This is a genomic window from Myroides pelagicus, assembly GCF_009711055.1.
GTDB classification, from domain to species: Bacteria; Bacteroidota; Bacteroidia; order Flavobacteriales; family Flavobacteriaceae; genus Flavobacterium; species Flavobacterium pelagicum.
In genome coordinates, this window is record NZ_WMJY01000038.1 from 1 (window position 1) to 24976 (window position 24976).

At 34.3% G+C, this 24976-nt stretch carries 21 protein-coding genes and 1 pseudogene; 6 read left to right on the forward strand and 16 right to left on the reverse strand.

Annotated elements, in window-relative coordinates; genetic code table 11:
• Positions 1–62: 62 nt before the first annotated feature.
• From GJV77_RS12600 to GJV77_RS12645, 10 genes and pseudogenes are all read right to left on the reverse strand, one after another.
• Positions 63–1481, reverse strand: coding sequence for a COG1361 family protein (locus GJV77_RS12600; RefSeq protein WP_155036706.1), 1419 nt, complete (start codon positions 1479–1481; stop codon positions 63–65).
• A 185-nt stretch (positions 1482–1666) separates the two neighbouring features.
• Complete coding sequence (locus GJV77_RS12605) at positions 1667–2419, reverse strand: hypothetical protein (protein WP_155036707.1); 753 nt, start codon at positions 2417–2419, stop codon at positions 1667–1669.
• Positions 2420–2593: 174 nt separating this feature from the next.
• A complete protein-coding gene (locus GJV77_RS12610; RefSeq protein WP_155036708.1) occupies positions 2594–2881 on the reverse strand; it encodes a hypothetical protein in 288 nt (95 codons plus the stop codon).
• A gap of 295 nt (positions 2882–3176) precedes the next feature.
• Positions 3177–3404: a hypothetical protein gene (locus GJV77_RS12615; RefSeq protein WP_155036709.1), complete on the reverse strand. Its 228-nt coding sequence runs from the start codon at positions 3402–3404 to the stop codon at positions 3177–3179.
• 24 nt (positions 3405–3428) lie between these two features.
• Positions 3429–4277, reverse strand: a complete 849-nt coding sequence (locus GJV77_RS12620; protein ID WP_155036710.1) for a hypothetical protein — start codon at positions 4275–4277, stop codon at positions 3429–3431.
• A gap of 55 nt (positions 4278–4332) precedes the next feature.
• Positions 4333–4893 (reverse strand): annotated as a pseudogene (locus tag GJV77_RS12625) (transposase); the annotation flags it as partial.
• A 124-nt stretch (positions 4894–5017) separates the two neighbouring features.
• Complete coding sequence (locus tag GJV77_RS12630; protein WP_155036711.1) at positions 5018–5779, reverse strand: hypothetical protein; 762 nt, start codon at positions 5777–5779, stop codon at positions 5018–5020.
• Between the two features lie 50 nt (positions 5780–5829).
• On the reverse strand, positions 5830–6132 hold the full coding sequence (locus tag GJV77_RS12635; RefSeq protein ID WP_155036712.1) for a hypothetical protein: 303 nt from the start codon (positions 6130–6132) through the stop codon (positions 5830–5832).
• Positions 6133–6302: 170 nt separating this feature from the next.
• Entirely contained in the window at positions 6303–7457 is a 1155-nt protein-coding gene (locus GJV77_RS12640) for a hypothetical protein (RefSeq protein WP_155036713.1), read from the reverse strand.
• A 468-nt stretch (positions 7458–7925) separates the two neighbouring features.
• Positions 7926–9113: a hypothetical protein gene (locus GJV77_RS12645; protein ID WP_155036714.1), complete on the reverse strand. Its 1188-nt coding sequence runs from the start codon at positions 9111–9113 to the stop codon at positions 7926–7928.
• 274 nt (positions 9114–9387) lie between these two features.
• Here GJV77_RS12645 and GJV77_RS12650 point away from each other — a divergent pair, with 274 nt between their 5' ends.
• Entirely contained in the window at positions 9388–11139 is a 1752-nt protein-coding gene (locus GJV77_RS12650; RefSeq protein WP_155036715.1) for an aromatic amino acid hydroxylase, read from the forward strand.
• On the opposite strand, the gene GJV77_RS12655 is transcribed toward GJV77_RS12650, so the two are convergent.
• From GJV77_RS12655 to alaS, 3 genes are all read right to left on the reverse strand, one after another.
• A complete protein-coding gene (locus GJV77_RS12655; protein ID WP_155036716.1) occupies positions 11134–11766 on the reverse strand; it encodes a DUF4230 domain-containing protein in 633 nt (210 codons plus the stop codon). The two genes, GJV77_RS12650 and GJV77_RS12655, sit on opposite strands and share 6 nt — an antisense overlap.
• A 2-nt stretch (positions 11767–11768) precedes the next feature.
• Positions 11769–12725, reverse strand: a complete 957-nt coding sequence (locus tag GJV77_RS12660; RefSeq protein WP_155036717.1) for a GSCFA domain-containing protein — start codon at positions 12723–12725, stop codon at positions 11769–11771.
• A 67-nt stretch (positions 12726–12792) separates the two neighbouring features.
• Positions 12793–15420: an alanine--tRNA ligase gene (gene alaS / locus GJV77_RS12665; protein ID WP_155036718.1), complete on the reverse strand. Its 2628-nt coding sequence runs from the start codon at positions 15418–15420 to the stop codon at positions 12793–12795.
• 227 nt (positions 15421–15647) lie between these two features.
• Here alaS and GJV77_RS12670 point away from each other — a divergent pair, with 227 nt between their 5' ends.
• From GJV77_RS12670 to GJV77_RS12690, 5 genes are read left to right on the forward strand one after another with little or no spacing between them, the layout of a single operon-like run.
• Entirely contained in the window at positions 15648–16625 is a 978-nt protein-coding gene (locus tag GJV77_RS12670) for a M23 family metallopeptidase (RefSeq protein WP_155036719.1), read from the forward strand.
• On the forward strand, positions 16625–16954 hold the full coding sequence (locus GJV77_RS12675) for a MerR family transcriptional regulator (protein ID WP_155036720.1): 330 nt from the start codon (positions 16625–16627) through the stop codon (positions 16952–16954). The genes GJV77_RS12670 and GJV77_RS12675 overlap by 1 nt, the downstream gene beginning before the upstream one ends.
• Before the next feature lie 10 nt (positions 16955–16964).
• Positions 16965–17561: a LemA family protein gene (locus GJV77_RS12680; RefSeq protein WP_155036721.1), complete on the forward strand. Its 597-nt coding sequence runs from the start codon at positions 16965–16967 to the stop codon at positions 17559–17561.
• A 2-nt stretch (positions 17562–17563) separates the two neighbouring features.
• On the forward strand, positions 17564–18004 hold the full coding sequence (locus GJV77_RS12685; protein WP_155036722.1) for a TPM domain-containing protein: 441 nt from the start codon (positions 17564–17566) through the stop codon (positions 18002–18004).
• A 3-nt stretch (positions 18005–18007) separates the two neighbouring features.
• Positions 18008–18877, forward strand: a complete 870-nt coding sequence (locus tag GJV77_RS12690) for a TPM domain-containing protein (protein WP_155036723.1) — start codon at positions 18008–18010, stop codon at positions 18875–18877.
• Positions 18878–19003: 126 nt separating this feature from the next.
• On the opposite strand, the gene GJV77_RS12695 is transcribed toward GJV77_RS12690, so the two are convergent.
• The 3 genes from GJV77_RS12695 to era form a co-directional block, all read right to left on the reverse strand.
• Positions 19004–21733 carry a TonB-dependent receptor gene (locus GJV77_RS12695; RefSeq protein ID WP_155036724.1) on the reverse strand — a complete coding sequence of 910 codons (2730 nt, stop codon included), beginning with the start codon at positions 21731–21733 and terminating at the stop codon, positions 19004–19006.
• Between the two features lie 58 nt (positions 21734–21791).
• A complete protein-coding gene (gene der, locus GJV77_RS12700) occupies positions 21792–23105 on the reverse strand; it encodes a ribosome biogenesis GTPase Der (protein WP_155036725.1) in 1314 nt (437 codons plus the stop codon).
• Positions 23106–23171: 66 nt separating this feature from the next.
• A complete protein-coding gene (gene era / locus GJV77_RS12705) occupies positions 23172–24059 on the reverse strand; it encodes a GTPase Era (protein WP_155036726.1) in 888 nt (295 codons plus the stop codon).
• Positions 24060–24976 lie beyond the last annotated feature (917 nt).

The window sequence follows — 24976 nt, forward strand, 5'->3', positions numbered from 1 at the left end:
AAACGAAGAACTCATAATTAGCTCACTTTTTCAGTGCTCTCATTGAATTCCTGCTTTTTTTATTAACGTCGGTTTTTTCTTGCTTTCAATAGTTCTAATTGTTTTAACCCTGCTTTGATTTGATTCTTATATTCACTAAACTCTGAAAAAGAGTTATTAGCAAAAGCACTTACCTCTTTATCCGACTTATAGAACATAGATTGCACTCTACTATTATAACTTAATACAAAGTCTTGAATTGCCGGATTATGCGCTAATGATAACTCACCATATTCATCATTTAAACCATGTAAATCAACTATGTAAGTTTGTATCCAATCACTTTTAATTTCAACACGCTTATCTTTCATATACGCATCACCCCCGAGGTTTATTTCTAAATCACTATTCTCTCCAGGTAGAATAACCTCTCCTAATTCCAAATCTTGAAGTACCATTTTAGAAAGGCGTATCTCTGCCCCTTTTACCACTTTACCATTTGACGCTTCATAATCATGGCTATAAAGAGCTACATAAAAAAGTGAATAGGCAAACTCTACCTTCACGCCATTATCATTAACATAACTACTCTTATAAATTTTGATTTGATTAGATAAAGAAGCATCTGTATAAGCGAATAACTTCGTTTTATCCTTATCTACTGTATATTTCTTACCATCCACAATAATATACTCTTTAACAAACAATGGATTCTCAATCACCTTAACAGTAATCATATTAGAATCTAAATAGCCTTCTTTTACTGCAATAAAAGTATATTGACCGACTTCCTGAGGTTCCCAATATAAACCATCTAGAGGATTACCAGTAAGTAACTTAACCATCGCTCCTTCTAAAACTTCCCCATTAACCTTAACTGAAAAAGTAACTTTCTCTCCAGCTTTAACCTCAGTTTTATCAACTGTCAGACTTATTTTTTGTTTCTCCTTTTCAAATACAGTAACCACAAATACATCACTAGCCTCAAAGCCATCTTTCTTAGCAGTAAAAGAATATGTCCCTGCTTCTGTTGGGGTCCATGTAGGATCTGATACTAACCCACCATTTGTACTAGTAATCACAGCATCTTTAATAACTTCATTATTAAACATCACTTTAAAAGTAAGTTGTTCACCAACCTTAAGCTCATCTTTATCAGCACTTAATATAAGTTTTCTACTTCCTTTCTTATTGACTTTTATAGTTATCGGTTTACTATTCTCATACCCCTTTGCTTTTGCTATGACAGTATAAGTTCCTTCTTTAATAAACTTATACACCTTTTGTATCTCTACATCATTAGCATAAATTTTCACATCTTTAATTGCAACTCCATCTGCTGTTACGCTAAAGGTAACAGATTCTTCGACTACAATATCATCTATACTCGCTTTTAATTCTAGCTGCTTCAAAACTTCTGGAGTCGAATTACTATCACTAGAACATCCTATCCCAAGCAATAGAAATGTACTAGCCATTAAAAACATTAAAACTTTTTTCATAATACTTCTTTTATTATTAATAAACATACTTTTCACACATTACTATTTTTATAAAACAAATAAACATCAATAATACAACTAAAACAAAGTTAATTATAAAAGAAAACAAATATTTTAATATACAATAGTAACTAAATAAAAGAACAGAGTTATCAACAACTCTGTTTTTTGTTAATTTTAACCATTTAATAAATACGTTCAACGATTCTATTCTTTGCTTGGTTCTTTTTCCCTTCAGCAAATACATTTATTGCATGATCAACATTACTAGAAGTAAAGAAAACATTACTCTCACCTTTTACAATAAATTCATGCTCTCCTGAGAAAGTACCCAAAAACTCTACCCCATTAATAATACCGAAAGACGTGTTAAATTCACCCGTAACAAGATTATCAGCAATATTGTTTATTGAATAAGAAACTTTGATTTGACCTTGTTTTTCAGTCTTACCAAGAATCTTACCTTTACTGTCTAATACAGCACCATAAGCTAAAATCGTATTATCATTATTTGGTAAAATTGGCTTATAACCATTAACTCCTGTCTTCTCTGCTGCAGTAAAGTAAACAAATAGAGCCATAGTACCACTTATAGAATATATCTCTTCTCTCCAGCCGGCTAATACTGTATCGCCATCGTGGTATATTCCTGTAAAGGTAGTTACAGACCTTTTACATACATATAGTCGATTATCGTAAATAAACTGACCTTTACCAACAGCAGCAGTCTTATCATTGATTACAATATAAATTTCATTACTCAAAACTGAATTAAACTTTGCTTTTACAATATAAGACCCTTCGCGATTAATTCTAAACTTAATAACACCGTTATCAGAATAAATACCTATAGGTTGTCCTTCAAAAACTAGCTCAGCTCCAGTAATACCAATATTATGCTCATTCACCACCTTCATTTCTATCACATCAGTAGTCAATAGTTCATCTGTATCATTTAATAAAGAAAAGAATACTTGTTTCCCATTTTCTCCCGTATTTGTTCCTGGGTCTGGGTTATCTGGCTTTGGATCTGGTTCTGGATCAGGGGCAGGATCTTTTGGCTTTGGATCTTCAGATTTTTCTTTTACTACAACAGATATAGCTGAACTATTTTAATATCCCTTTTTTTTGGCTACAACTTCAAAAGCACCAGCTTCTTTAAAAGTATGTGGGTTAGGTATTTCTCTATCTTCAATATAAAGTTTTACTCCTTTAATTGATTGTCCGTTAACATTCACTGAGAATGTAACTTTGTCTCCAACAATAATAGACTCCAAAGATGATTCTATTATTAACTGTTTTGGCTCTGGGGGGATTACTTGTGTGCCATCATCACTACTGCAGCCAATCCCAAAGGCTCCCACCATAGCGAAGGTGATGAACATTAATAATTTTTTCATGATTGTTTTGTTTTGTTTTGTTTTGTTACACTAAGGTACGTACAAAACAAAAAACACAATATAAACTATTCAACCAATACTTATTCATGATATAAATAATTCAAATATATACACAAAAAAAAGAAAACTTTCTAAAAATACATCGATTTCTTAATAAATTTAACAACACGACAAATAACTGTTTAATTAACAGAAAACAACACCACTACCCGCAATGAATTAACATAGTTCAAAAAAAAAAGAGAACTATGCAGCATAATTCTCTTTCTATTCTAACTATATGTTAATTGAAACACTAGAACTTATTCACAATATTGCTTAATTCTATAACTTTAGTTAACTCATGAATAGGTCTTAGTTGATTCATAGTTGATTTAGATGCTCCACTAGTGGAATTAGAAACGACGAATTTATGATCCCCTTTAAAGGTCACTTTAAACTCCTTTCCATCTATAACTCCATCAGTTGTATCAAAATCACCTTTGAAAAAGTAATCTGTAACATCAGTAATTTTATACGACACTTTAAGAACTCCTTGATCAGCTGATTATCCAAGTAAGTTGTCGTTTTCATCTAATACACCTCCAAAGGCTAGTTTAGTATTATCTACTGTAGGCAGTACTGGTTTATAATTTCCATCTTCTGTTGCCTCTGCATCTGTATAATAGATGACAATAGCTAAAAAGCCATCTTCTGAATAAAGCTCCTCTTGCCATCCTATCACGATATTACCGTCATCATCTTTATAAAAACCTTTTAGTACTGTTGCGGCACTCGTAGATTTATACGTTTTTCCATTAAACAAAAACTCACCATTTCCTACGGCAGGATTTTTATCAACAACAGTTACAACTACTTCATTACTATCCATATCATCGTATCGTGCTTGTAATGTATAAGTACCTCTATATTTAATAGAAATTTGATACATACCTCCTTCTGATGTCAAATTCGTTTCACTTCCTTCAAAAATAAGTATTGCGCCATCAAGAGGATTATTGTCTTTATCAGTTACATTTAACTCGATTAACTCATTTGCATAAATACTATTCGGGTTTGTTACAAGTGTTAACTTAGGAGGATATTTAGCCTCTTGCTTCTCCTTAACTACAATAGAAATAGAAACGCTATCCTTATAGCCCTCCTTCTTAGCTGCTACATTGAAGGTTCCAGCTTTTTCGAAAGTATATGAATTACTTATCTCTTTGTCTGCATTATATAGCTTAACTCCTTCAAGTGTCTTTCCATCTACTAACGCAGTAAAACTCACAGCTTCTCCCACAGTAATAGACTGAGAATTTGCTTTCAATACAATTTGTTTAGCTTCTTCAGGAACATTGGTTCCATTATCATCTTTACTACAACTAAGCCCTAGGCCACCTATAGTAATTAACATGAATCTTAGTACACGACAAAAGTATTAATTACTGAAGTTTCGCACCTATTTACTTTCATGTATTCGGCTGATAATTAAAGTTATAATTATTAGATAAAAAACCAAAAAATTCGATATTTTCTATTATTTTTAATATAACATCATGAATATCAATTGAGTCTATAAGTTTTTCCAAAACATCAAGTATTAAGGCTACTACAGCTAATAATCTAACGTTCAATTTGTTTTCAATATAAACTTGCTGGAGGTCTTTAAATAGACCTCCTATAGTTTCATAAGCTTCCATTGTATAACGGATGCTTATGAGTAGATACTGCACAAATACAATGGTAGCTTGTGCTATTTGGACATCGAAGTTTGTTGATTGAGATTTACCTAATCCAAAAAGCTGTTTAGCTTCTTTAAAAAATACTTCTATCGACCATCGGATGCTATATATTTCTATTACCTTGACGAAATTTAATGATGAATCAGTAGTTATTAATGTATGCCATTTGCCATTAACGCCACGTTTTAAGGTAAATACAGCAACATCAAGTCCGTCAATATTAGCTATATAAGAGTGATAATAGTAATTAAACTTACGGCATCTTTTAGGTTTTTTGTCTTGCTTTTTAAACAAATTAATGTATTAACAAATAAAATTTTATTATTATTCAAATATTCTAAAACACAAGTATATTAAACATACACATTATAATGGAGGTAAAAGCAATTATTTCATCTGCCTAAAAACAAACCTAATACTTAAATAAAGATGCTTTACTAAAATTGTCTAATCTCTTTTGCCACAAGTCCTCTAATCCAAAACCTTGCTTCGCATCAAGTAACTTTGCCTTTGTTATCAAATAGTGGTCACCTGTAAATTTAGCTTTAAATAGAAAACCGTTAATTTCACCGTCTATTGAATTAAAATCACCCGTAATCTTAGTGCTCATTACTTTGGATATAGTATACGAAACAGTTAAAGCATCTGGTTCATTAGTTTGCCCTAGCAAGTCCTGAGTCGACGACATTACCCCTGCCATCACTTTCATTATATTGCTCTCATTCGGAAGTACAGCTTCATATTGTCCCCCTCCTAGATCTTTAGTTGGTGTGTAATAAGCAAAAAAAGCAACGGTTCCATCGACAGCATAAATCATCTCTGACCAACCAGATAAAACTAGATTTCCTACAGAAAATATACCTTCAAATGTAGTTTGTGCTTTTTCACTTCTATACATTGTACCATTAAGCAAAAACTCCCCAGTACCCTTTACTGCATTTTTATCTACAACTTTTAACAAAATCCCATTACTATCTACTTCATTATAGTTGGTATGCACACGATAAGTCCCTTCTGCTGTAATTTTGAATTTAAAAAAAACGTTGCTTGACTTTATATTGGTTTTCTGTCCTTCTGCTAATAATTCAGCCCCATCAATTGGATTATTAGACTCATCATAAATCTTAATCTCAATCTGTTCGTCTACAAACAACTGATCGTCTGGAGTTAGCAATTCAAGTATAACGGACTTTTCTTTCTTAGACTCGACACTTATAGTAACTCCTAAACTGTTTTTATATCCTTCTTTTTCGCAAATACCACAAAAATACCTGCTTCATTAAAGGTGTAAGGATTGGTGACTTCAAGGTTTGAGATATAAAATTTTACACCTTCTAATGTCTTACCTTCAATCTTAGCGGAAAAGGTGACTGATTCACCAACACTTATAGACGAATTTGATACCTCTAGTAAAATCTCTTTAAGTTCTCCCGGATCTGTTGCATTGCCTGCACAATCATCATTACTACATCCAACCCCCATGAATGATATCCCTGCAATGCATAATACAATAATAAAATTCTTCATACTTTCTTTTTTTAAATAGGTCATTAATTATCTAAAGCACTCAACATCAAATAAGTAACTACAAAACAAATCAAACATTCTACAAAAACTATATTTACAATTTAAACACTACAAAAAAAGGCAGCTAGTGAAATAGCTGCCTTTTACAATTACAGTGAAGAATATTAATTTTACTTTCTTCTTAACGATGAAATATTTGCGTAATCAACTTGAGTCCCTTTATCCTTAGACATCACAGACTTAGCATCTGCAGTGTCTTCTAATACTACTTTATAGTAGGCTTGGAAAGGTCCATCAAAACTAGATTTCAGAACAGCTTTAGATGTGATATCATTCCCCTCCACCTTGAATTGAACAGTACCACGTCCAGTCTCTTTTACAGGTGCTGTAAATAGAGGTACAGTAAATTTAGTTTCTTGATCAGCTTTAAAGATATTAGCTTCAATCTCTCCATCATAGTTAACTATAAAAAGCTGTGATGGATCCGTAATATCCCAAGGTAAAATGATTTTTGTATCATCTTCTTTTTGCTCTACAAAGAATAAAAGAGAAGCAGAATTTTCATAATCAGTGGCATTTATTCTTTCTGTGATATCAATGGTAAACGTAGTTAACCTAAATGGTACATATGTTTTCCCTTCAATAACTTCTGAGTAAACATAATCACCTTTCACGAAGTAAAAGAATCCACTACCTGCTAAATCGATTGACTTATCACCATAAGTTAAATAATTTGATTTCGGAGCAGGACCATCTTTAGATACTTTAATTGTAACTTCATTTGAATCATTATGCCCTTCTTTTGAAGCGACAAACTTGAATTCTCCTTCTTTCGTAGACGTCCATTTGTTATCATTCAAAGCAGTACCTCCTACTAGTTTTACCACAAAACCACTTACAGCAACGCCATTTTCAGTTGCAGAAAACTTTATCGTCTCACCTATAGCAATACTAGTTCTATCCACTGCTAATACCATTGATTTCTTAGTGTTTCCAGTATCTCCTTTGGTTACTTTAATTTCAATAGCCTTACTATCTTTAAAATTCTCTTTCTTCGCTACGACTTTATAAATTCCTTCTTTCGCAAACAAACAAGATTTACCAGCTTTTTGATTATTAACATAAACCTCTGCATCTGCTACTTCTTTGCCGTCAGCTTTGATAGTAAAGTTTACCGTTTCCCCTTCTTCAACTTGATACTTATCAGCAGTAATAATTAATTCGTTCGAATTAGTTCCCCCGTCTGAGGAATTATCATCACTACTACATGATATACCGAATGTAGCTAATCCTGCTACAGCCAAAAACATAAATAATTTTTTCATTTCTACTTCTTTAATTGGTTATAGATGGCAAATTACTCAAACACAACCACCTAAATATCAAACTATTCAAATAAGAAAACTTACATTTCAGCATTATTCAAATAAGCAGTAAATCCAAATGGCTACAATCAAGAATTTTAAATTGAAAATTTCATATTTTTAAGAAGAAACCACCGTACACCACATTTTAAATATATGGCGCAAAATTACTATGCTAAGGGAATTAGTCCCCGATATACCACGCAACCGACCTTCATCCATGACATTTCCTCGCAGGATTGAGCCATACGTGCAGTATGCCTGCAGAATACGTGCCCAGAAGCAACTTCTTGGCAACAAAAGGTCAAGAAAACTGCACGTATACCTCAAGCATCCACCCAAGCTACAAAAAGATTTAAAGCATCAAAAAAGCAGTTGCTAGGCAACTGCTTTTTCATACATACTACTTTATATATCTTCGCTTTTTTACTATTTGATGAAACGAGGTGACTGTAATTTTAATCCTTTATCATTCAAATCTAATTTATTACCAGTTGTAAATAGGGATTTTGAAGACGTTGAATTCGCAGATTCTGTCGTATCAATACTATACATTGATTCAATATTACCTTCGTATTCAATTGACAAGTTATCAGCTGTAGCTACACTTAATTTAGCTTTACCATTAGGGTCAACAAAGTTAGCTAAAGCAACCTCAAATGACTTAACATCTTCTCCTTTAAAGTCAAGTTCTCCTGCCTCCGCTAGAACAAATCCATTAACATTGACTTCAGCCTCAGGGTCTACACCTGGGTAAATCACTGAATCACTATCAGGGTCTTGAATAACGACTTTATAAACTCTTGCAACAGCACCTGTCACATCACTACCAGCTATAGAAAAATCAGAAGTTCTTACATCAATAGCAAAACGACAATAGTAAACAATTTTACCATCTCCTAAATCTAATTCATAAAGTCTAACATAGTTTTTACCATCTTGTTTAATCGTTTCTGCTAAAAGTATAGCTGAATCTGGTACTATATCATAAGAAGTACCATTTACGTTTATACTGTTAGCCTTTGGTTCTTCAGGCTGAGTTGGTTTAGTAACTTTAACAGCTACTTCATTAGAATCGTTATACCCTTCTTTTGAAGCGACAAACTTAAATTCTCCTTCTTTTGCTGCTTTCCACAAAGCATCAGCAATTGTTGCACCACCCACAAGTTTTATGGTAACACCTTCAACCGCTGTACCATTTTCTGAAGCACTGAACTTTACCGTTTCGCCAATAGTAACGCTAGATTTATCAGCTGTCAATACCATTGATTTCTTTTCACTTCCAGTGTCTTCTCCTTTAGTTACCTTGATTTCAATAGCTTTACTATCAGTAAAACCTTCTTTCTTTGCAATCACTTTGTACACTCCTTCTACTTCAAATAGATGTGCCAAGCTTCCTTTCTCACTATTAACAAAGATGTTTGCATCACTTACCTCTTTACCATCAGCTTTCACGTTGAAATTGACAGTTTCCCCTTCTTTCACTTCTGTTTTGTCTGCTGTTACAACTAGCTCCTTAGCTTTTGCACCACCATCTGATGAATTGTCATCACTACTACATGATGCACTGAATGTAGCCAGACCAGCTACAGCCAAAAACATAAATAATTTTTTCATAAACTTTAACTATTAATTTGGGTTAATAAATATAGCCCGAAGATAAAAACCTTTTTCAAATAAAAAAACACTTATGTTAAAATTATCTATAAATTTTATTGTTTAACGATAACAATGAAAATAAACAAAAGAATAAAAAACAATATAAATCATTTAAAACAACAATAAAACAACACAATTAACACTATCATCAACAAATACTCAAACAACAGTATTAATAAAGAGTCAGCACTTTTTTTTATATATTTACATAAACAAATAACATATTTCATTTATGAAAACACAAGAATATGAAAGTAACAACTTGATCGAAAGATTACCACAGCATTTAAAACAATTTATCAAACCACAAAGTTATCAAGATTATACACCAATAAATCAAGCTGTGTGGAGATATGTCATGCGTAAAAATGTTGATTATCTATCTAAAGTTGCTCACGATTCATATCTTGACGGTCTGGCAAAAACAGGAATTTCGATCGAAAGCATTCCAAGTATGTACGGAATGAATCGAATTCTCAAAGAAATAGGTTGGGCTGCCGTTGCAGTAGATGGATTTATCCCACCTAATGCTTTCATGGAATTTCAAGCTTATAAGGTTCTAGTGATAGCATCAGATATTAGACAGCTAGAAAATATCGAGTACACACCAGCACCAGATATTATACATGAAGGAGCTGGTCATGCACCTATTATAGCTAATCCAGAATATGCTGAGTATCTAAGACGTTTCGGAGAAATAGGCTGTAAAGCAATCTCTTCAGGAAGAGATTATGAAATATACGAGGCTATACGCCTGCTCTCCATACTAAAAGAAGCAGAAGGTGTAGCTCAGGAAGAAATAGAAGAAGCTGAGGCACAAGTAGAGTTTTTACAAAATAATGCTGGCGAACCTTCCGAAATGGCACTGATACGAAACCTTCACTGGTGGACGGTAGAATATGGTCTAATAGGTACACTTGACAATCCTAAAATCTACGGTGCCGGACTACTATCTTCTATTGGAGAAAGTGCATGGTGCATGACTGATAACGTAAAAAAACTACCCTATAGCATCAATGCTGCATACCAAGGTTTTGACATTACCAAACCTCAACCACAGTTATATGTTACTCCTGATTTCGCATACTTAAGTGAAGTACTAGAGGAATTTGCTAATAAGATGGCATTGCGAAAAGGAGGACTAATGGGAGTTAATAAACTAATTGACTCAAAGGCATTAGGTACCTTAGAGCTCAACACTGGCTTACAGATATCTGGAGTGTTCACACGCGTTATTGAACATGAAGGAAAACCCGTGTATATACAAACTACAGGTAAAACAGCTCTCTCTTATAGAGAAAAAGAGCTTGTAGGTCATGGTACTGAAACCCACCCACATGGTTTTGGAACAGCAATAGGTCGTCTAAAAGGGATCAATCTCGCTATTGAAGACATGAGCCCAAGAGACCTTAAGGCTTACAATTTATATGAAGGAAAACCAGTAACCTTAGAGTTCGAAGGAGGTATTACTGTATCAGGAACAAATATTACAGGCATAAGAAATATACATGGTAAAATAATATTAATCAGTTTTAGTAACTGCACCGTTAAATACAACGAAGAAATCCTATTCCAACCAGAGTGGGGAACGTATGACATGGCAGTAGGTGCTAATATTATTTCTGCTTTTTCAGGACCTGCAGATTACAACAGTTTTGATTTAATCAACCACGTTCCATCAAGCCATACAATTAAAGCGAAAAGAGATGAACACAAAATCAAACTGGAAGGCCTTTACCAAAAAGTAAGAGCAATGCGAGAAGACAACAAAGTGATTAATCTAAATGGTATCCTAGATACAATATGTAATGAATACCCAACAGATTGGTTGTTATCAGTCGAAATATTAGAACTAGCAAAGCGAGCAAATGATGAAACACTAGTAGATAAAACAATGAGTCATCTTAAGACTGTTCAAACAAACAGATCTGAAGTAGCCCACTTAATTCAAGATGGCATTGATATCATATACAATCAATTATAAGGCTAAATCAAAGACGATATCCTTATCACTTTGAATAATATTCCCTTGATACTCGAGTTGCCAACCCAAAGCCTGGGTGACTATTAATATTTTAGAAAGTTCACTGATTAATCGATTCTCTGCATTCGATTTTAAAGTGGACTTTTCTATTTTATCCAAGATATCTTCTTTTACTTTTGTATTAATCCTATTGTAATCCTCGCCGACAAAGGGGTTAAATGTACTTTGTTCGACGTCATATATTTTATAGTCTGGATAAATCTGTATTTCTGATTCAGGAATATACAGCAAACGCACAACTTTGCGTTGCTCATCAAAATCATACTTTAGCTTAGTCAAATCATACGACACTGTCGCACGAGCATTAACTACCACAACTGCCTTTTTATCAAAAGACATCAAATTCAGAAAATACTTCTGACTATCCTTATACGTAAGTACTTGTGAGTAACTAGCCTCAGTCACTACAAGCTTACTTACATTCTTTAATTGATCTTGAATTAAAGCGGAGTTATACTGCATACGTTGATCATCAGGTTTCAACACAAAATTATATAATACTACACCTGCAAACATAAAAAACAGAACTACAAAAACACCAAAAGCAATGCGTAGAAAATCTCTCATAATTATCTAAAATTCATAAATGGATACTTATCTAATAAGAAGTCAATCTTACCTACTAAGTTATCCAAAAATTGCATATGTTGTGACGCAGTAGGATTAAAAGGACGATGAGCCAATCCCTTCTGTACCTCATCCACTTTTTTCATAATCGGATACATTTCTTCGCTTATACTTGTTTGTACAAATCGCTCCCAAATATAATCAATAGCTATATCATTCGGATGCAATAAATCAGCCGTATAGAAACGATAATCTCTTAACTCATCCATCATAACTTCATAAGCAGGAAAATAGCGTAAATCGCTGTTATTTACCTCTTCTAACATTTGATGCAAAGCAGCAATCAACAAACTCTTGCTGCGTTGGTTTTCCACCACGCCATCTTTGATGTGACGCACTGGAGAAATAGTAAACACAACTTGCACAGTAGGGTTCACCTCTTGTATTAATTTTACTATGCGATGATAGCTCTCCAACACCTCCTCATAACTCAACAAGCGCTTGCGAAATAACTGTTGTGGTAACTTGTGGCAATTCGCCACTAGCTGTTGGGTTTCGATATGTTCATAAACCCAAGCGGTACCAAACGTCAAGACTAGATGAGAAGCTTCTTTTAGCGCTACTTGTAGATCAAATAGTTTCACATTCAACTTTGTAACAATATCCTCTTCTTCGAGCTCGTTCAGATCTGAGTGAGCAGCCAAACAACTCCAAACCTCGTTATGTTCAAAGACATCTTTTTCAGTAAAGACATACCCTTCTACTGCATAACGAAAGACGCGTTCAATCGCTAGTGGATGAAACAAAATACCAAAAGGATTTACAGTGTGCTGAAATTGAAAAGCCTTAAACTTCTCACTCATATTTACAGCAAAGCAGGACCCCATAGATAATACTTTATCCTCATACGTTAGCTTTCGCTTGGCCTCTTTTATTGGTACAATGGTCGTAAATTTCATATAAGTTTTCTGTATTGGACAAAAAAAAGATTCTCTTCTCAGAGAATCTTTCTTGTATTGTGATATATTATTTTAAATAATCTTTAGCGTGAGCAACTGCTTCTGCAATACCATCTGGATTCTTACCTCCTGCCGTAGCAAAGAAAGGTTGTCCCCCTCCACCACCTTGGATATATTTACCAAGCTCGCGAACGATAGTTCCTGCATTCAATCCTTTTGCGTCGACTACATCTTTCGATACGTAGCAAGTCAGCATTGGTTTATCACTTACCTTACTAGCCAATAGTACATATAAACTGCTGTACTCATTACCTAGTTCATAAACTAAGTCTTTTGCACCTGCTGCATCTAGGTCCACTTCAGTCGCCAAAAATGAAACACCATTAATCTCCTGGATTTGCCCCTTCAATTCTCCTTTCAAGTTTTTCGCTTTCTCCTTCAACAACAGCTCTACTTGTTTTTTAAGTTTCGCATTTTCGTCTTGCAAAGAAACTACTGCTTTCAATGTATCTTGTGGGTTTTTCAATACAGTTTTCAACTCTTTCAACGTTTCTTCTTGCTCTGTATAGAACTGACGTGCTGCTTTGTTTGTAATTGCTTCGATACGACGGATACCCGCAGCTACAGCACTTTCTCCAACAATTTTGAACTGCCAAATATCTGCTGTATTAGCAACGTGTGTACCTCCACAAAGCTCCATACTCTCTCCAAAGCGAATAGCGCGTACTTCATCTCCATACTTCTCGCCAAACAATGCAATAGCTCCTTCTGCTATCGCTTGTGCCATTGGAATACTTCTGCGCTCTACTAATGGCAATTGCTCGTGAATACGATCATTCACAAACGCCTCTACTTGCTCTAACTCTTCTTCTGTTACTTTTGCAAAATGAGAGAAGTCAAAACGCAAGTGTGTAGGTGCTACCAACGACCCTTTTTGCTCTACATGCGTACCCAAAATCGTGCGCAGCGCTTGGTGCAATAAATGCGTAGCAGAGTGGTTTGCCATCGATTGTTTACGAGCATCTATATCAACTTTAGCTACTAATGCTGTCTCTATGTTTGAAGGCAGTACCTTAACGATATGTAAAATTAAGTTATTCTCTTTTTTTGTATCAATTACTTCAATCGTTTCGTTAGCTGATACTAAAACACCACAATCACCTACTTGACCTCCACCTTCTGGATAAAACGGTGTCGCAGTCAATACTACTTGAAACAACTTACCATCTTTTTTACTGTCAATTTTTCTATAACGGGTGATCTTAACCTCATTCTCTAATTGATCATAACCAACAAATTGCTCAACATTACCATCAATTAAGATTGTCCAGTCGTCTGTAGATACTTCAGATGCAGCACGCGAACGTGTCTTTTGCTCTAACATTGCAGCCTCAAAGCCTGCCTCGTCCAACTCATAACCTTTTTCTCTTAAGATAAGTGCTGTTAAGTCGATTGGGAAACCAAACGTATCGTACAATTCAAAAGCTTTTACTCCAGATACTACTTTACCTTCAGTTTGTTTAATCACGTTGTCCAACAAGTGTAACCCTTGTTCTAACGTTCTCAAGAAAGATGCTTCTTCTTCTTTAATTACATTTTTCACCAATTCGCGTTGACTAGTAATTTCAGGGAAGAACGCTCCCATTTGTGTACTCAATACATCGACTAATTCGTAAATAAATGGTTCTTTCTTATTTAAGAAAGTAAACGCATAACGAATTGCACGACGCAGAATACGACGAATCACATACCCAGCTCCATTGTTTGATGGCAACTGTCCGTCTGCTATAGCAAAAGCAACCGCTCTTACGTGATCCACGATTACGCGAATAGCTATATTTATTTTCTCTTCTTCTTCGTTTTTAGCCTTAACAGTATATTTACCCCCTGTCAGTTCTGATACTTTAGTAATTAGTGGAGAAAACACATCTGTATCGTAGTTAGACTGTACCCCTTGCAACACCATACACAAACGCTCAAACCCCATTCCTGTATCTACGTGTTGGGCTGGCAACTTCTCTAATGAACCGTCTGCTTTACGGTTGAATTCCATAAATACGTTGTTCCAAATCTCTACTACCTGTGGGTGATCAGCATTTACTAACTCTTTACCGTTTTTCTTTGCTTTCTCTTCAGCACTTCTAATGTCAACGTGAATTTCAGAACATGGTCCACATGGCCCTTGTTCTCCCATTTCCCAGAAGTTGTCTTTTTTGTTCCCCATCAAAATGCGGTCTTTGTCAATCAACGTACTCCAGATGTCGTAAGCCTCTTGGTCAAATGGCACATTTTCTTCTTCGCTACCTTCAAATACAGTAACGTACAAAATGTCTTTTGGTATTTTATATACTTCAGTCAGTAATTCCCAAGCCCAATTAATTGCTTCTTTTTTAAAGTAATCACCAAAACTCCAGTTCCCTAACATTTCAAACATTGTATGGTGGTAGGTATCGATACCTACCTCTTCCAAGTCATTGTGTTTTCCTGATACACGTAAACATTTTTGTGTATCAGCTATACGGTTACTTTTCGGCGTGGCGTTTCCTAAGAAATACTCCTTAAACTGGGCCATCCCAGAGTTATTAAACATTAAAGTTGGATCGTCTTTCAAAACGATCGGTGCAGATGGTACAATTAAATGACCTCTTTCTGCAAAAAAGTTTAAAAACTTCTGACGAATTTCTTGTGATTTCATATTGTATGGAAACTAAATAATTTTCTTTAATTATAATTACACTGCGTTAATCAAACCACGGTTTGTTAAAAAACAGCTAAATATTCTACTTTAATCTAACTAATCTTTGTATCTTAAACTAATAGATAGCTATAAGCAAACATTTTTTTTTAAATTTGTTAGCTATCAATCAATTCAGCAAAACTAAAGATTAAGTATTTAGTGCAAAAATAGTATATATTTTAAATATGGCTAAAGTAAAATATTATTACGACCCTGAAAAATTAGCATTCCTAAAAATACGACCTAAAAAGTTTAAATACTTAAGGAATGTTTTCTTATTCATCCTCTCCTCTGCCATCTTTGGTATACTGGGACTATTTATACTAATCAATACTAATGTCCTACAAACGCCTAAAGAAAAAGTGCAGGAAAGAGAAATCGCAGAATTCAAAACTAACTACCTTCTATTAAATAAAAAGCTAGACCTTTTAGCCGAGGTATTAAATGAGATAGAGGTTAGAGATAATGATATCTACAGAGCTTACTTCAACACTGCACCTATTCCAGAGGAACAACGTAAATCAGGACTAGGAGGAATTAATCGATATAGAGCGTTCGCTGGACTTACTAATGAAAAAATTCTAGTAACAACCAACGAGAAAATGGATGTCTTATCAAAACAAATTGCAATACAATCCGAATCACTAGATGACATCATAGAATTGGCAAAAGGAAAAGAAGCCTTCTTAGCATCAATTCCTGCCATTCAACCTGTAAAAAATGAAGATCTAAAACGTATGGCTTCAGGGTATGGATACCGAAGTGACCCCTTTACTAAAATCAAGAAATTCCACGCTGGTATGGACTTTTCAGCAGAAACAGGTACCCCTGTATATGCTACAGGAGACGGAAAAGTAATTCGTGCAAATAATCAATTGTCTGGATATGGTAACCTCATCGAAATTGACCATGGATATGGATACTTGACACGATATGCCCACTTGTATAAGTATAACACCAAACAAGGTCAAAGTGTAAAAAGAGGTGATATCATTGGTTATATAGGTAGTACAGGACGTAGTTCAGGTCCTCATTTACACTATGAGGTACACTATCAAGGTAACGTTGTCAATCCATTAAACTATTACTATGGAGATATTTCTGCTAAAGAATTTGAACTATTATCGCAAGAAGCTAACCAAGAAAATCAATCACTTGACTAATGAAACTAAACTTGCCTAATAAACGTTATTACAGTATTGGAGAACTTGCCACTGCCTTTGACTTAAACGCTTCAACATTGCGTTTTTGGGAAAAAGAGTTTGACATTGTCAAACCCAAAAAAAATGCAAAGGGAAATCGTATGTTTACACCAAAAGACGTCGAAACACTTGAGCTAATACATCACCTACTCAAAGAACGTGGTTACACTATTGATGGGGCGAAAGACTATTTAAAAAAACAGCCAAAAGCAGAACTATCAGATTATGAACTGATAAAGAAATTAGAAAATATAAAAAACACATTAATAAATCTTAAAAACGAACTTTAAAAAAATCATCATGAAAAAAGCATTAGTACCTATCATTATCTTAGTTGTCGTTATCGCTGGTATTTTTATGTATTCAGTTGGTATCAAAAATGATATCGTAGCACTGAGCCAAACTGAACAAAAACAATGGGCTGATGTACAGGCAGCTTACCAACGTAGAAATGATTTAATTGGTAACTTAGTTAAAACCGTTCAGGGAGCAGCGGACTTTGAAAAAGGAACACTTGAAGCGGTAGTAAAAGCACGCGCTGAAGCAACTAAAGTAACTATTGACCCTAGCAATATGACGCCAGAGCAATTAGAAAACTTCAACAAAGTTCAAAGTAATGTATCTTCCACTTTAAGTAAGTTATTAGTTGTATCTGAAAATTACCCTGAGTTAAAATCAAACACGAACTTCTTAAAGTTACAAGATGAGTTAACAAGTACTGAAAATACAATTCAGACCCAACGCGTTCGTTTTAACAACGCTATTATGGATTACAACGGATATGTATTAAAGTTCCCTAACTCTATTTTTGCAGGTATGTATGGGTATAAAGAAAAACCATACTTCAACGCTGTTGAAGGAGCTGACAAACCTGTTGAAGTTGAATTCAACTTTTAATCATGCCTACTATTAGAGAATTCTTCTCAACGGAAGATGAAAAAGAAATCGTAAAGGCTATCGCACAAGCAGAGGCGAATACCAGTGGTGAAATACGTGTCCATATTGAAACAAATAGTAGTGACGAACCTATGGTAAGAGCAAAACAAGTATTCCAAGATTTAGGTATGCAAAATACAAAAGAGAGAAATGGTGTGCTTTTTTACTTATGTATAAATTCTAAATCATTTGTTATACTAGGAGATGAAGGAATTGACCAAAAAGTCCAATCTGAAAACTTCTGGGAAGGAACAAAAGAGTTAGTTATTAATCACTTTAAACAAGGATTATATAAACAAGGACTTATTCAGGGTATTCTAAAAGCGGGAATTAAGCTTAAAGCATTTTTCCCCCATTTAAATACTGATAAAAATGAGTTGACTAACGAAATATCAAAAGCCTAGTTTATGAATAAACTAATCAACAAAACGTTTAGCTGGGGAATTACTCTCGTTGTTTTATTATTATCTCAACTAGCATTTGCTCAGTTTGACGTACCACCTGTTCCTAAACTAAAAGACCAAAAACTACTATATGACTACGCAGAATTGTTTTCATCTAATAATCAAAAACAATTAGAAAGCAAGCTACATCAATATAGTAATGAAACTTCAACACAAATATTGGTCATTATCATTCCAAATCTAAAAGGAGAAGATATCAATAATCTTGGACCTAGATGGGGACATGAATGGGGAATAGGTGAAAAAGGAAAAGACAATGGAGTAGTAATCTTAATGTCTGTAGAAGATCGCAAGATAGGTATATATCCAGGATACGGAGCAGAACAATACATTACAGCTGGTCAAGGTGGTGAACTCATACGAAATGAGATCATCCCGTATTTTAAAACTGGTGACTACTATGGAGGTATTAATACTGTTGTTGATGGAGTTACAGATATGCTCAATGGCAAGTATGTAGCTAGTAAAAAAGACACTGTTCGTGCTGATGGAGACAATGAGGTAGGCGGACTATTCTGCTTATTTGCAATTATATTCGTTATTGTTGGTACTATTATTTTTAGTAAAAACGACAAGAATAAAGGGGGAAAAGGCGGAGGTAATGGAGGATCAAACAAAAGAGGCTTCCTAAGTGACCTAGCAGATATCATCATACTATCAAATGCAGGCTCTAGTGGTGGTTGGTCTTCTAGCAGTAGAAGTGGTGGTGGTTGGTCTTCTGGCGGTGGTAGCTTTGGTGGCTCTTCTGGAGGAGGTTTTGGCGGCTTCGGCGGCGGAGGTTTCTCAGGAGGTGGCTCTAGTGGAAGCTGGTAAACTTACTATCATATAACAAAAAAGGTAGCAGTAACAAGTACTCTTGTTAGTTGCTACCTTTTTTGTTTCTGATATGTTTAATTTCCTAGCACAGACTCTTCTTAAGATATAATCATTATCTACGAATTACCTGAACCCCATTTTATTTCCTCTCTTTTTATTCCTTCCTTGTTTTCCTCCAGCGAATTCATTAAGCTTATAAGTAAGAGAAAACATTACATAACGCTTCAACACTAAACTCTCTGAATCTACAATTTGCATAGGATCTATAGTTCTAAAACTACTTGTGTTTTGGTTAAGCACATCATATACTTTCACTTTAGCACTAAATTTATCTTTATAAAAAGTGTAGGCTAAACTTATATTCCACATATAAAAATCCTTCTTATACCCCTCAGAAATCTGAGAATTATAATTATATGCAAAGTCATTTCCAAACACAATATTCTCTGGCCAATAAGACGTAGTCTCCAGATTAAAACGATGGGTAAAATTCGAAGCTTTCGCTACTGAAAACCTATCGTATTGAGTCGTTCGATAAAAATAGTTATAGGAAGGCTTTAAAGATATCCGATTACCATAATCATAGGTAATATATACACGAGGTCTCATCGTAGAACTATTCGCTGTATATGTACTTCCATCGATATAACCATTGCTTACTGTTTGACTATATCTCATCGTCAATCCATAACGCAGACTGTGTTCTCCCCATTTATTAGTTCTATACCAATCTCCAGATACGCCCCATTGATAATTCCCTTGTATATTTTGATACGTTGAAATAGCCTTCTTATCCTCATCATAAACAACAGAACTCACTATACTGTTATTATAAATCATTGTGTTTGCAGAGAGGCTATACCCCATACGCGATTGAAAATTATACGTCCGATAGCTTACATTAACATTGTGCTGTCCTGTTGGTTTCAAATCTGGATTTCCTACCATTGTACTCAATGGATTTGACACATCGGTTATATCCAATAATTGACTAGCATTTTGATAATTTACGTTATAACTATAGATACCAAAGAAGTTCTTATCTTTTGCCACTTTATAATTCATCACCATTGTAACAGCAGGATCAATATAATGTTTATCTAAATTATACCACTTAGCATCATAGAGTGCTTTGGCTGAATTTTTTACAATATTAATCTTGGTGTGAAAATTTAAAAAATACTTATTCTTAGATAAAGTGATGCCCATAACGGGAGCTATTGTAGTTCCTACATCTTCATATCGATTAGTTTCTAATACATTCAAATCTGAATAATCTTCCAATACTTCATTGTAATTGTAAACTTTAAGGTCGTTAATATCCTGTCTACTTTCCCATTCTACTCCCATAGAAAGTGTTAATGAATCAGTAATTGGCTGGTTATATTCTACAGATAAACCATAACTATCTGAAGCTAAATAATCTTGCCTATATTGCCTACGCCAATCATTAGCTTTATCTGATTGATAAAACTGTGTCAAAGATTCTCTTAAAGTTTGGCGAGAAGAAGAACGATTACTATGGTTTAGCTGAGCACTAAAATACTGTCCCTTACGCTTAAACTTACGCGTATAACGAGTGACCGAACCATAATTAACTCCATCGCCTTTAGACGAAGATGACGACTCACTACTATTAAGCCTATCTCCCTTTTCATCAAAAGAAAGTTGTTTACTATTACCTGTCGAATATGTATAATCCTTACTGAAATTGGGACTAAAGTAAAAAGCATCTTTCTCTCCCGTATAATCCAATGAAATATTCCCACGATGACCTTCATTCCCTCCTAAAGATGATGATGATGCGTCCGTACTAAACTGTCCTGAAGGCAAAAACTTTATACTATTTGATTTATTAGACTGTTCTGTCTCTGCAAAATTATAATCATAGCTACCATTCACCTTTAACCTTTCTGACACCTCTTCTAAAAAATTAAGTCCTAACATACGTGATTCTGTATGTCCACCTCTCGACCTACCCGTACGCATATTATCAAAAACCTTATCCATCGAAAAACCAACTGCATTAATATTATTAGCTGACCCGATAAGACTCAATTTACGGCGAGCATTAAACGTATTTATGAAAACTCCAGATTCGTAGTGCTCATCAGATCCATAACCTCCCGTTATCCTCCCAAAATGCCCTTTATTCTTATCCTCATCTATAGTTATGTTTATACTAGCATCATCATTACGACTTCGCTCTCCCGTAAACTTTTCCTTCTTTGTTTTTTTATCAGTTACTTGTACTTTCTTAATAATCTCGGCAGGTAAATTTTCAAGAGCAACTATACCATCTTCATTAAAAAAAGGTTTACCATTAACCAAAATTTCATTCACTGGCTTACCATTAACGGTGATTTTATTCTCCTCATCGATTTGAACACCAGGCAAATTCTTCAATAGCTCTTCTAAGTTAGCATCTGGACGAACTTTAAACGAAGATGCATTAAACTCTAAAGTATCTTTTTTCACACGTATTGGAGGAGTTTCTGCTACGATAACTAATTCATCAAGTTTATTGCCATATGATTGAAGAACTACCTCCTTTAAATCCAAATTGTATTCTATCCCTTCCATAAAGACCTTTTTATACTCTTTATAACCTATCATTGAAATCGTTAAAACAGTTGGTTCTGACAATTTATTAAAAGGAAGCTTAAAGTCCCCTTTCATGTCGGTCATCGTATAATCTACCAAAGTAGAATCCCGATGTTTAGACAAGTAAACTGTGGCTGCCTCAACGGGTTGTTTTAAACTATCCAAGACTGTCCCTGAAATACGAACAGAATTCTGCGCACTAGTGGTGGCAAACAGAATAATAGTAAATAGTGTTATAAGTTTTTTCATAAAAAAAGTGGTCAATGTATTAAACAAAGACCACGTCTATAAAGATATACTTTTTTTATTATTTCTGACGGAAATAAATATCAATAGGCACACCACTAAAGTTGTACATTTCTCTTAACTTATTCTCAATATATCGTTTGTAAGGGTCTTTGATATACTGTGGCAAGTTAGCAAAAAATACGAACTGAGGTGTTGGTGTCGGCAATTGCATACAATATTTAATCTTGATATACTTTCCTTTAATCGCTGGTGGTGGATTATGTTCAACTACAGGAAGCATTGCTTCATTGAACTTTGAAGTCGAAATTCTCGCTTTTCTGTTTTCGTATACTTCTACAGCAGTTTCCAACGCTTTTAGCAAACGTTGTTTTGTAATGGTAGAGGTAAATACAATTGGCACATCTGTAAAAGGAGCTATTTCCTCACGGATTTTATCTTCAAACTGTTTTGCAGTCATCGTATCTTTATCAACTAAATCCCATTTATTCACAAGAATAACTACTCCTTTTCTGTTCTTTTCAGCTAGCCAAAAAATATTCTGATCTTGACCTTCGAATCCACGAGTAGCATCAATCATCAATATACATACATCACTGTGCTCAATCGCACGGATCGAACGCATAACAGAATAAAATTCCAAGTCCTCTTTAACTTTTGCCTTACGACGGATACCAGCAGTATCAACTAAATTAAAATCAAAACCAAATTGATTAAAACGAGTATCAATTGCATCACGTGTAGTACCCGCAATATCAGTTACAATATATCGGTCTTCTCCGATTAGTGCATTAATAAAACTTGATTTACCAGCGTTTGGACGCCCTACTACAGCAAAGCGAGGTAACTCTTCTCCTTCTGTAAGCTCTACTTCCTCCTCTACTGGTAAAGCAGCAACTACCTCATCTAGTAAATCTCCTGTTCCACTTCCATTCATTCCTGCAATTGGATAAATCTCTCCTAAACCAAGATTGTAGAATTCAAATGTATCATCCATACGTTTTGAACTATCTACTTTGTTTACAGCAACGAAAATAGGCTTTGTCTCTTTACGCAATAAACGAGCTACTTCAGCATCCATTGGAGTGATACCTTCTTCTACATCTACTACAAATATAATAACATCAGATTCGTCTATCGCTAAACTAACTTGACGTCTAATTTCTTCTTCAAAAATATCGTCAGATCCTTTTACATATCCTCCTGTATCAATTACAGAAAACTCTCTCCCATTCCACTCTGACTTGCCGTAGTTTCTATCACGAGTCACTCCACTCACTGAATCTACGATGGCCTCTCTTCTTTGAATCAAACGATTAAAAAAAGTCGATTTTCCTACGTTTGGTCTCCCAACTATGGCTACAATACTACTCATATAATTTTAAAATAGGTCGCAAATTTAGTATTTCGTTGCGATATATATACGTTTATTTTCCTAATCTTATTTCTTTTGATTGTATCCGAAGCGACGAAGTTGATAATCACTACTTCTCCAATCTTTATTTACCTTCACAAACAACTCCAAGTGAACTTTCTTTAAAAAGAACTTTTCCATCTCTTCTCTTGCTGCGATACCAACGCGTTTTAAAGCGTTACCTTTATGTCCAATAATAATACCCTTCTGTGTATCGCGCTCCACCATAATCACAGCTTTGATTCGAATAATATTCTCCTCTTCCTTAAACTCTTCTGTTTCTACCTCTACAGCATAAGGAACCTCTTTGTCGTAATTCACCAATATCTTCTCACGGATAATCTCATTAACAAAGAATCGCTCTGATTTATCAGTCAACGCGTCTTTTGGATAATATGGTGGACTAGCAGGTAATAATTCAATAATACGATCAAAAACAACTTGTGTATTAAACTTCTCTAACGCAGATATTGGAATAATTTCTGCATTAGGTACTTTTTCACTCCATAAAGAAACTTGTTCTTCTAATTGTTGTTGATTAGACTTATCAATTTTATTTAAAAGAAGTATTACCGGCACTTTTGATTTATTAATTCTAGCAAAGAAATCTTCGTCCTTTAATTCTCTTTCTCCAATCTCTACCATATAAATCAATACATCAGCATCTTCAAAAGCAGACTTTACAAAGTCCATCATTGACTCCTGTAATTCATAGGCTGGCTTAATAATTCCAGGAGTATCTGAAAATACAATCTGGTAGTCGTCACCATTCACAATTCCTAAGATTCGGTGTCTGGTTGTCTGTGCTTTTGAAGTAATAATAGATAATCTTTCACCTACTAAAGCATTCATTAACGTAGATTTACCTACATTAGGATTTCCTATTATGTTTACATAACCCGCTTTATGCGTCATATTCGTTCATTTTTTCTGATGCAAAGGTAGTTTATATCAATGACATAGGAAAAATAAAAACATTTTTATAACAAAGTACTTGAAGATCAAAGACAATTAAAATTAATGCGTAGATCAGTTAGATATAATAAGGAGTGATATATTAATATTTCCCTAATTAAACAATACCAATATACTATTAATAAAGATGGTTATTATCCTTTATACATTTTGAAAAGCACCTACTATTCCTATTAAACTAGCAGTATCGTACTAAATAGAGAAATTATTTTTTCAACAAACAACTAGTTTTGAAGTACATAGGTTTCAAAACAATAACATTTGTTACCAAGTTATTGCTATACGTGCAGTATTCCTGCAGTTTACGAGCCCACAAACAATCTCTTGGCAAGGAAAGCGCACACATACTGCACGTATAGGTCAAGAAAGCATGGAAAAAATTGTCTATAAATAGATAATCCGCTGTAGTAATCTGATCGACTTAAAAAAACAATGCTAATTAACGTACTAGACAGTATGATTAATAAGACATTTATGAATATCTCTTTGATGTAAGAAGCTTACTAGTAAATATTTTTTAAAAAAATTCTAGTAGAACTACTTTTTGAGGTCTGAATAATAATAGTCCATATTATTCGAATGACTACTTATTTTCTCTATGAATCACGATAGTAAATGTAGATATATAAAAATTAAAAGGTAACATATCAAACATCCTAAACTTTAACACATTAAGTCACTTTACCAATAAACAACGTAAAATCAACAATATATAGTCAAAAAAATATTATCCAAATGTCTTCTCGGAAGTATTTTTACCGTAAAAAATAAGATTTTCATATTTATATTTGTTGTACTAAAATATTCGTTCTATATTTGCACCACAATAGCGCGGGATAGAGCAGTAGGCAGCTCGT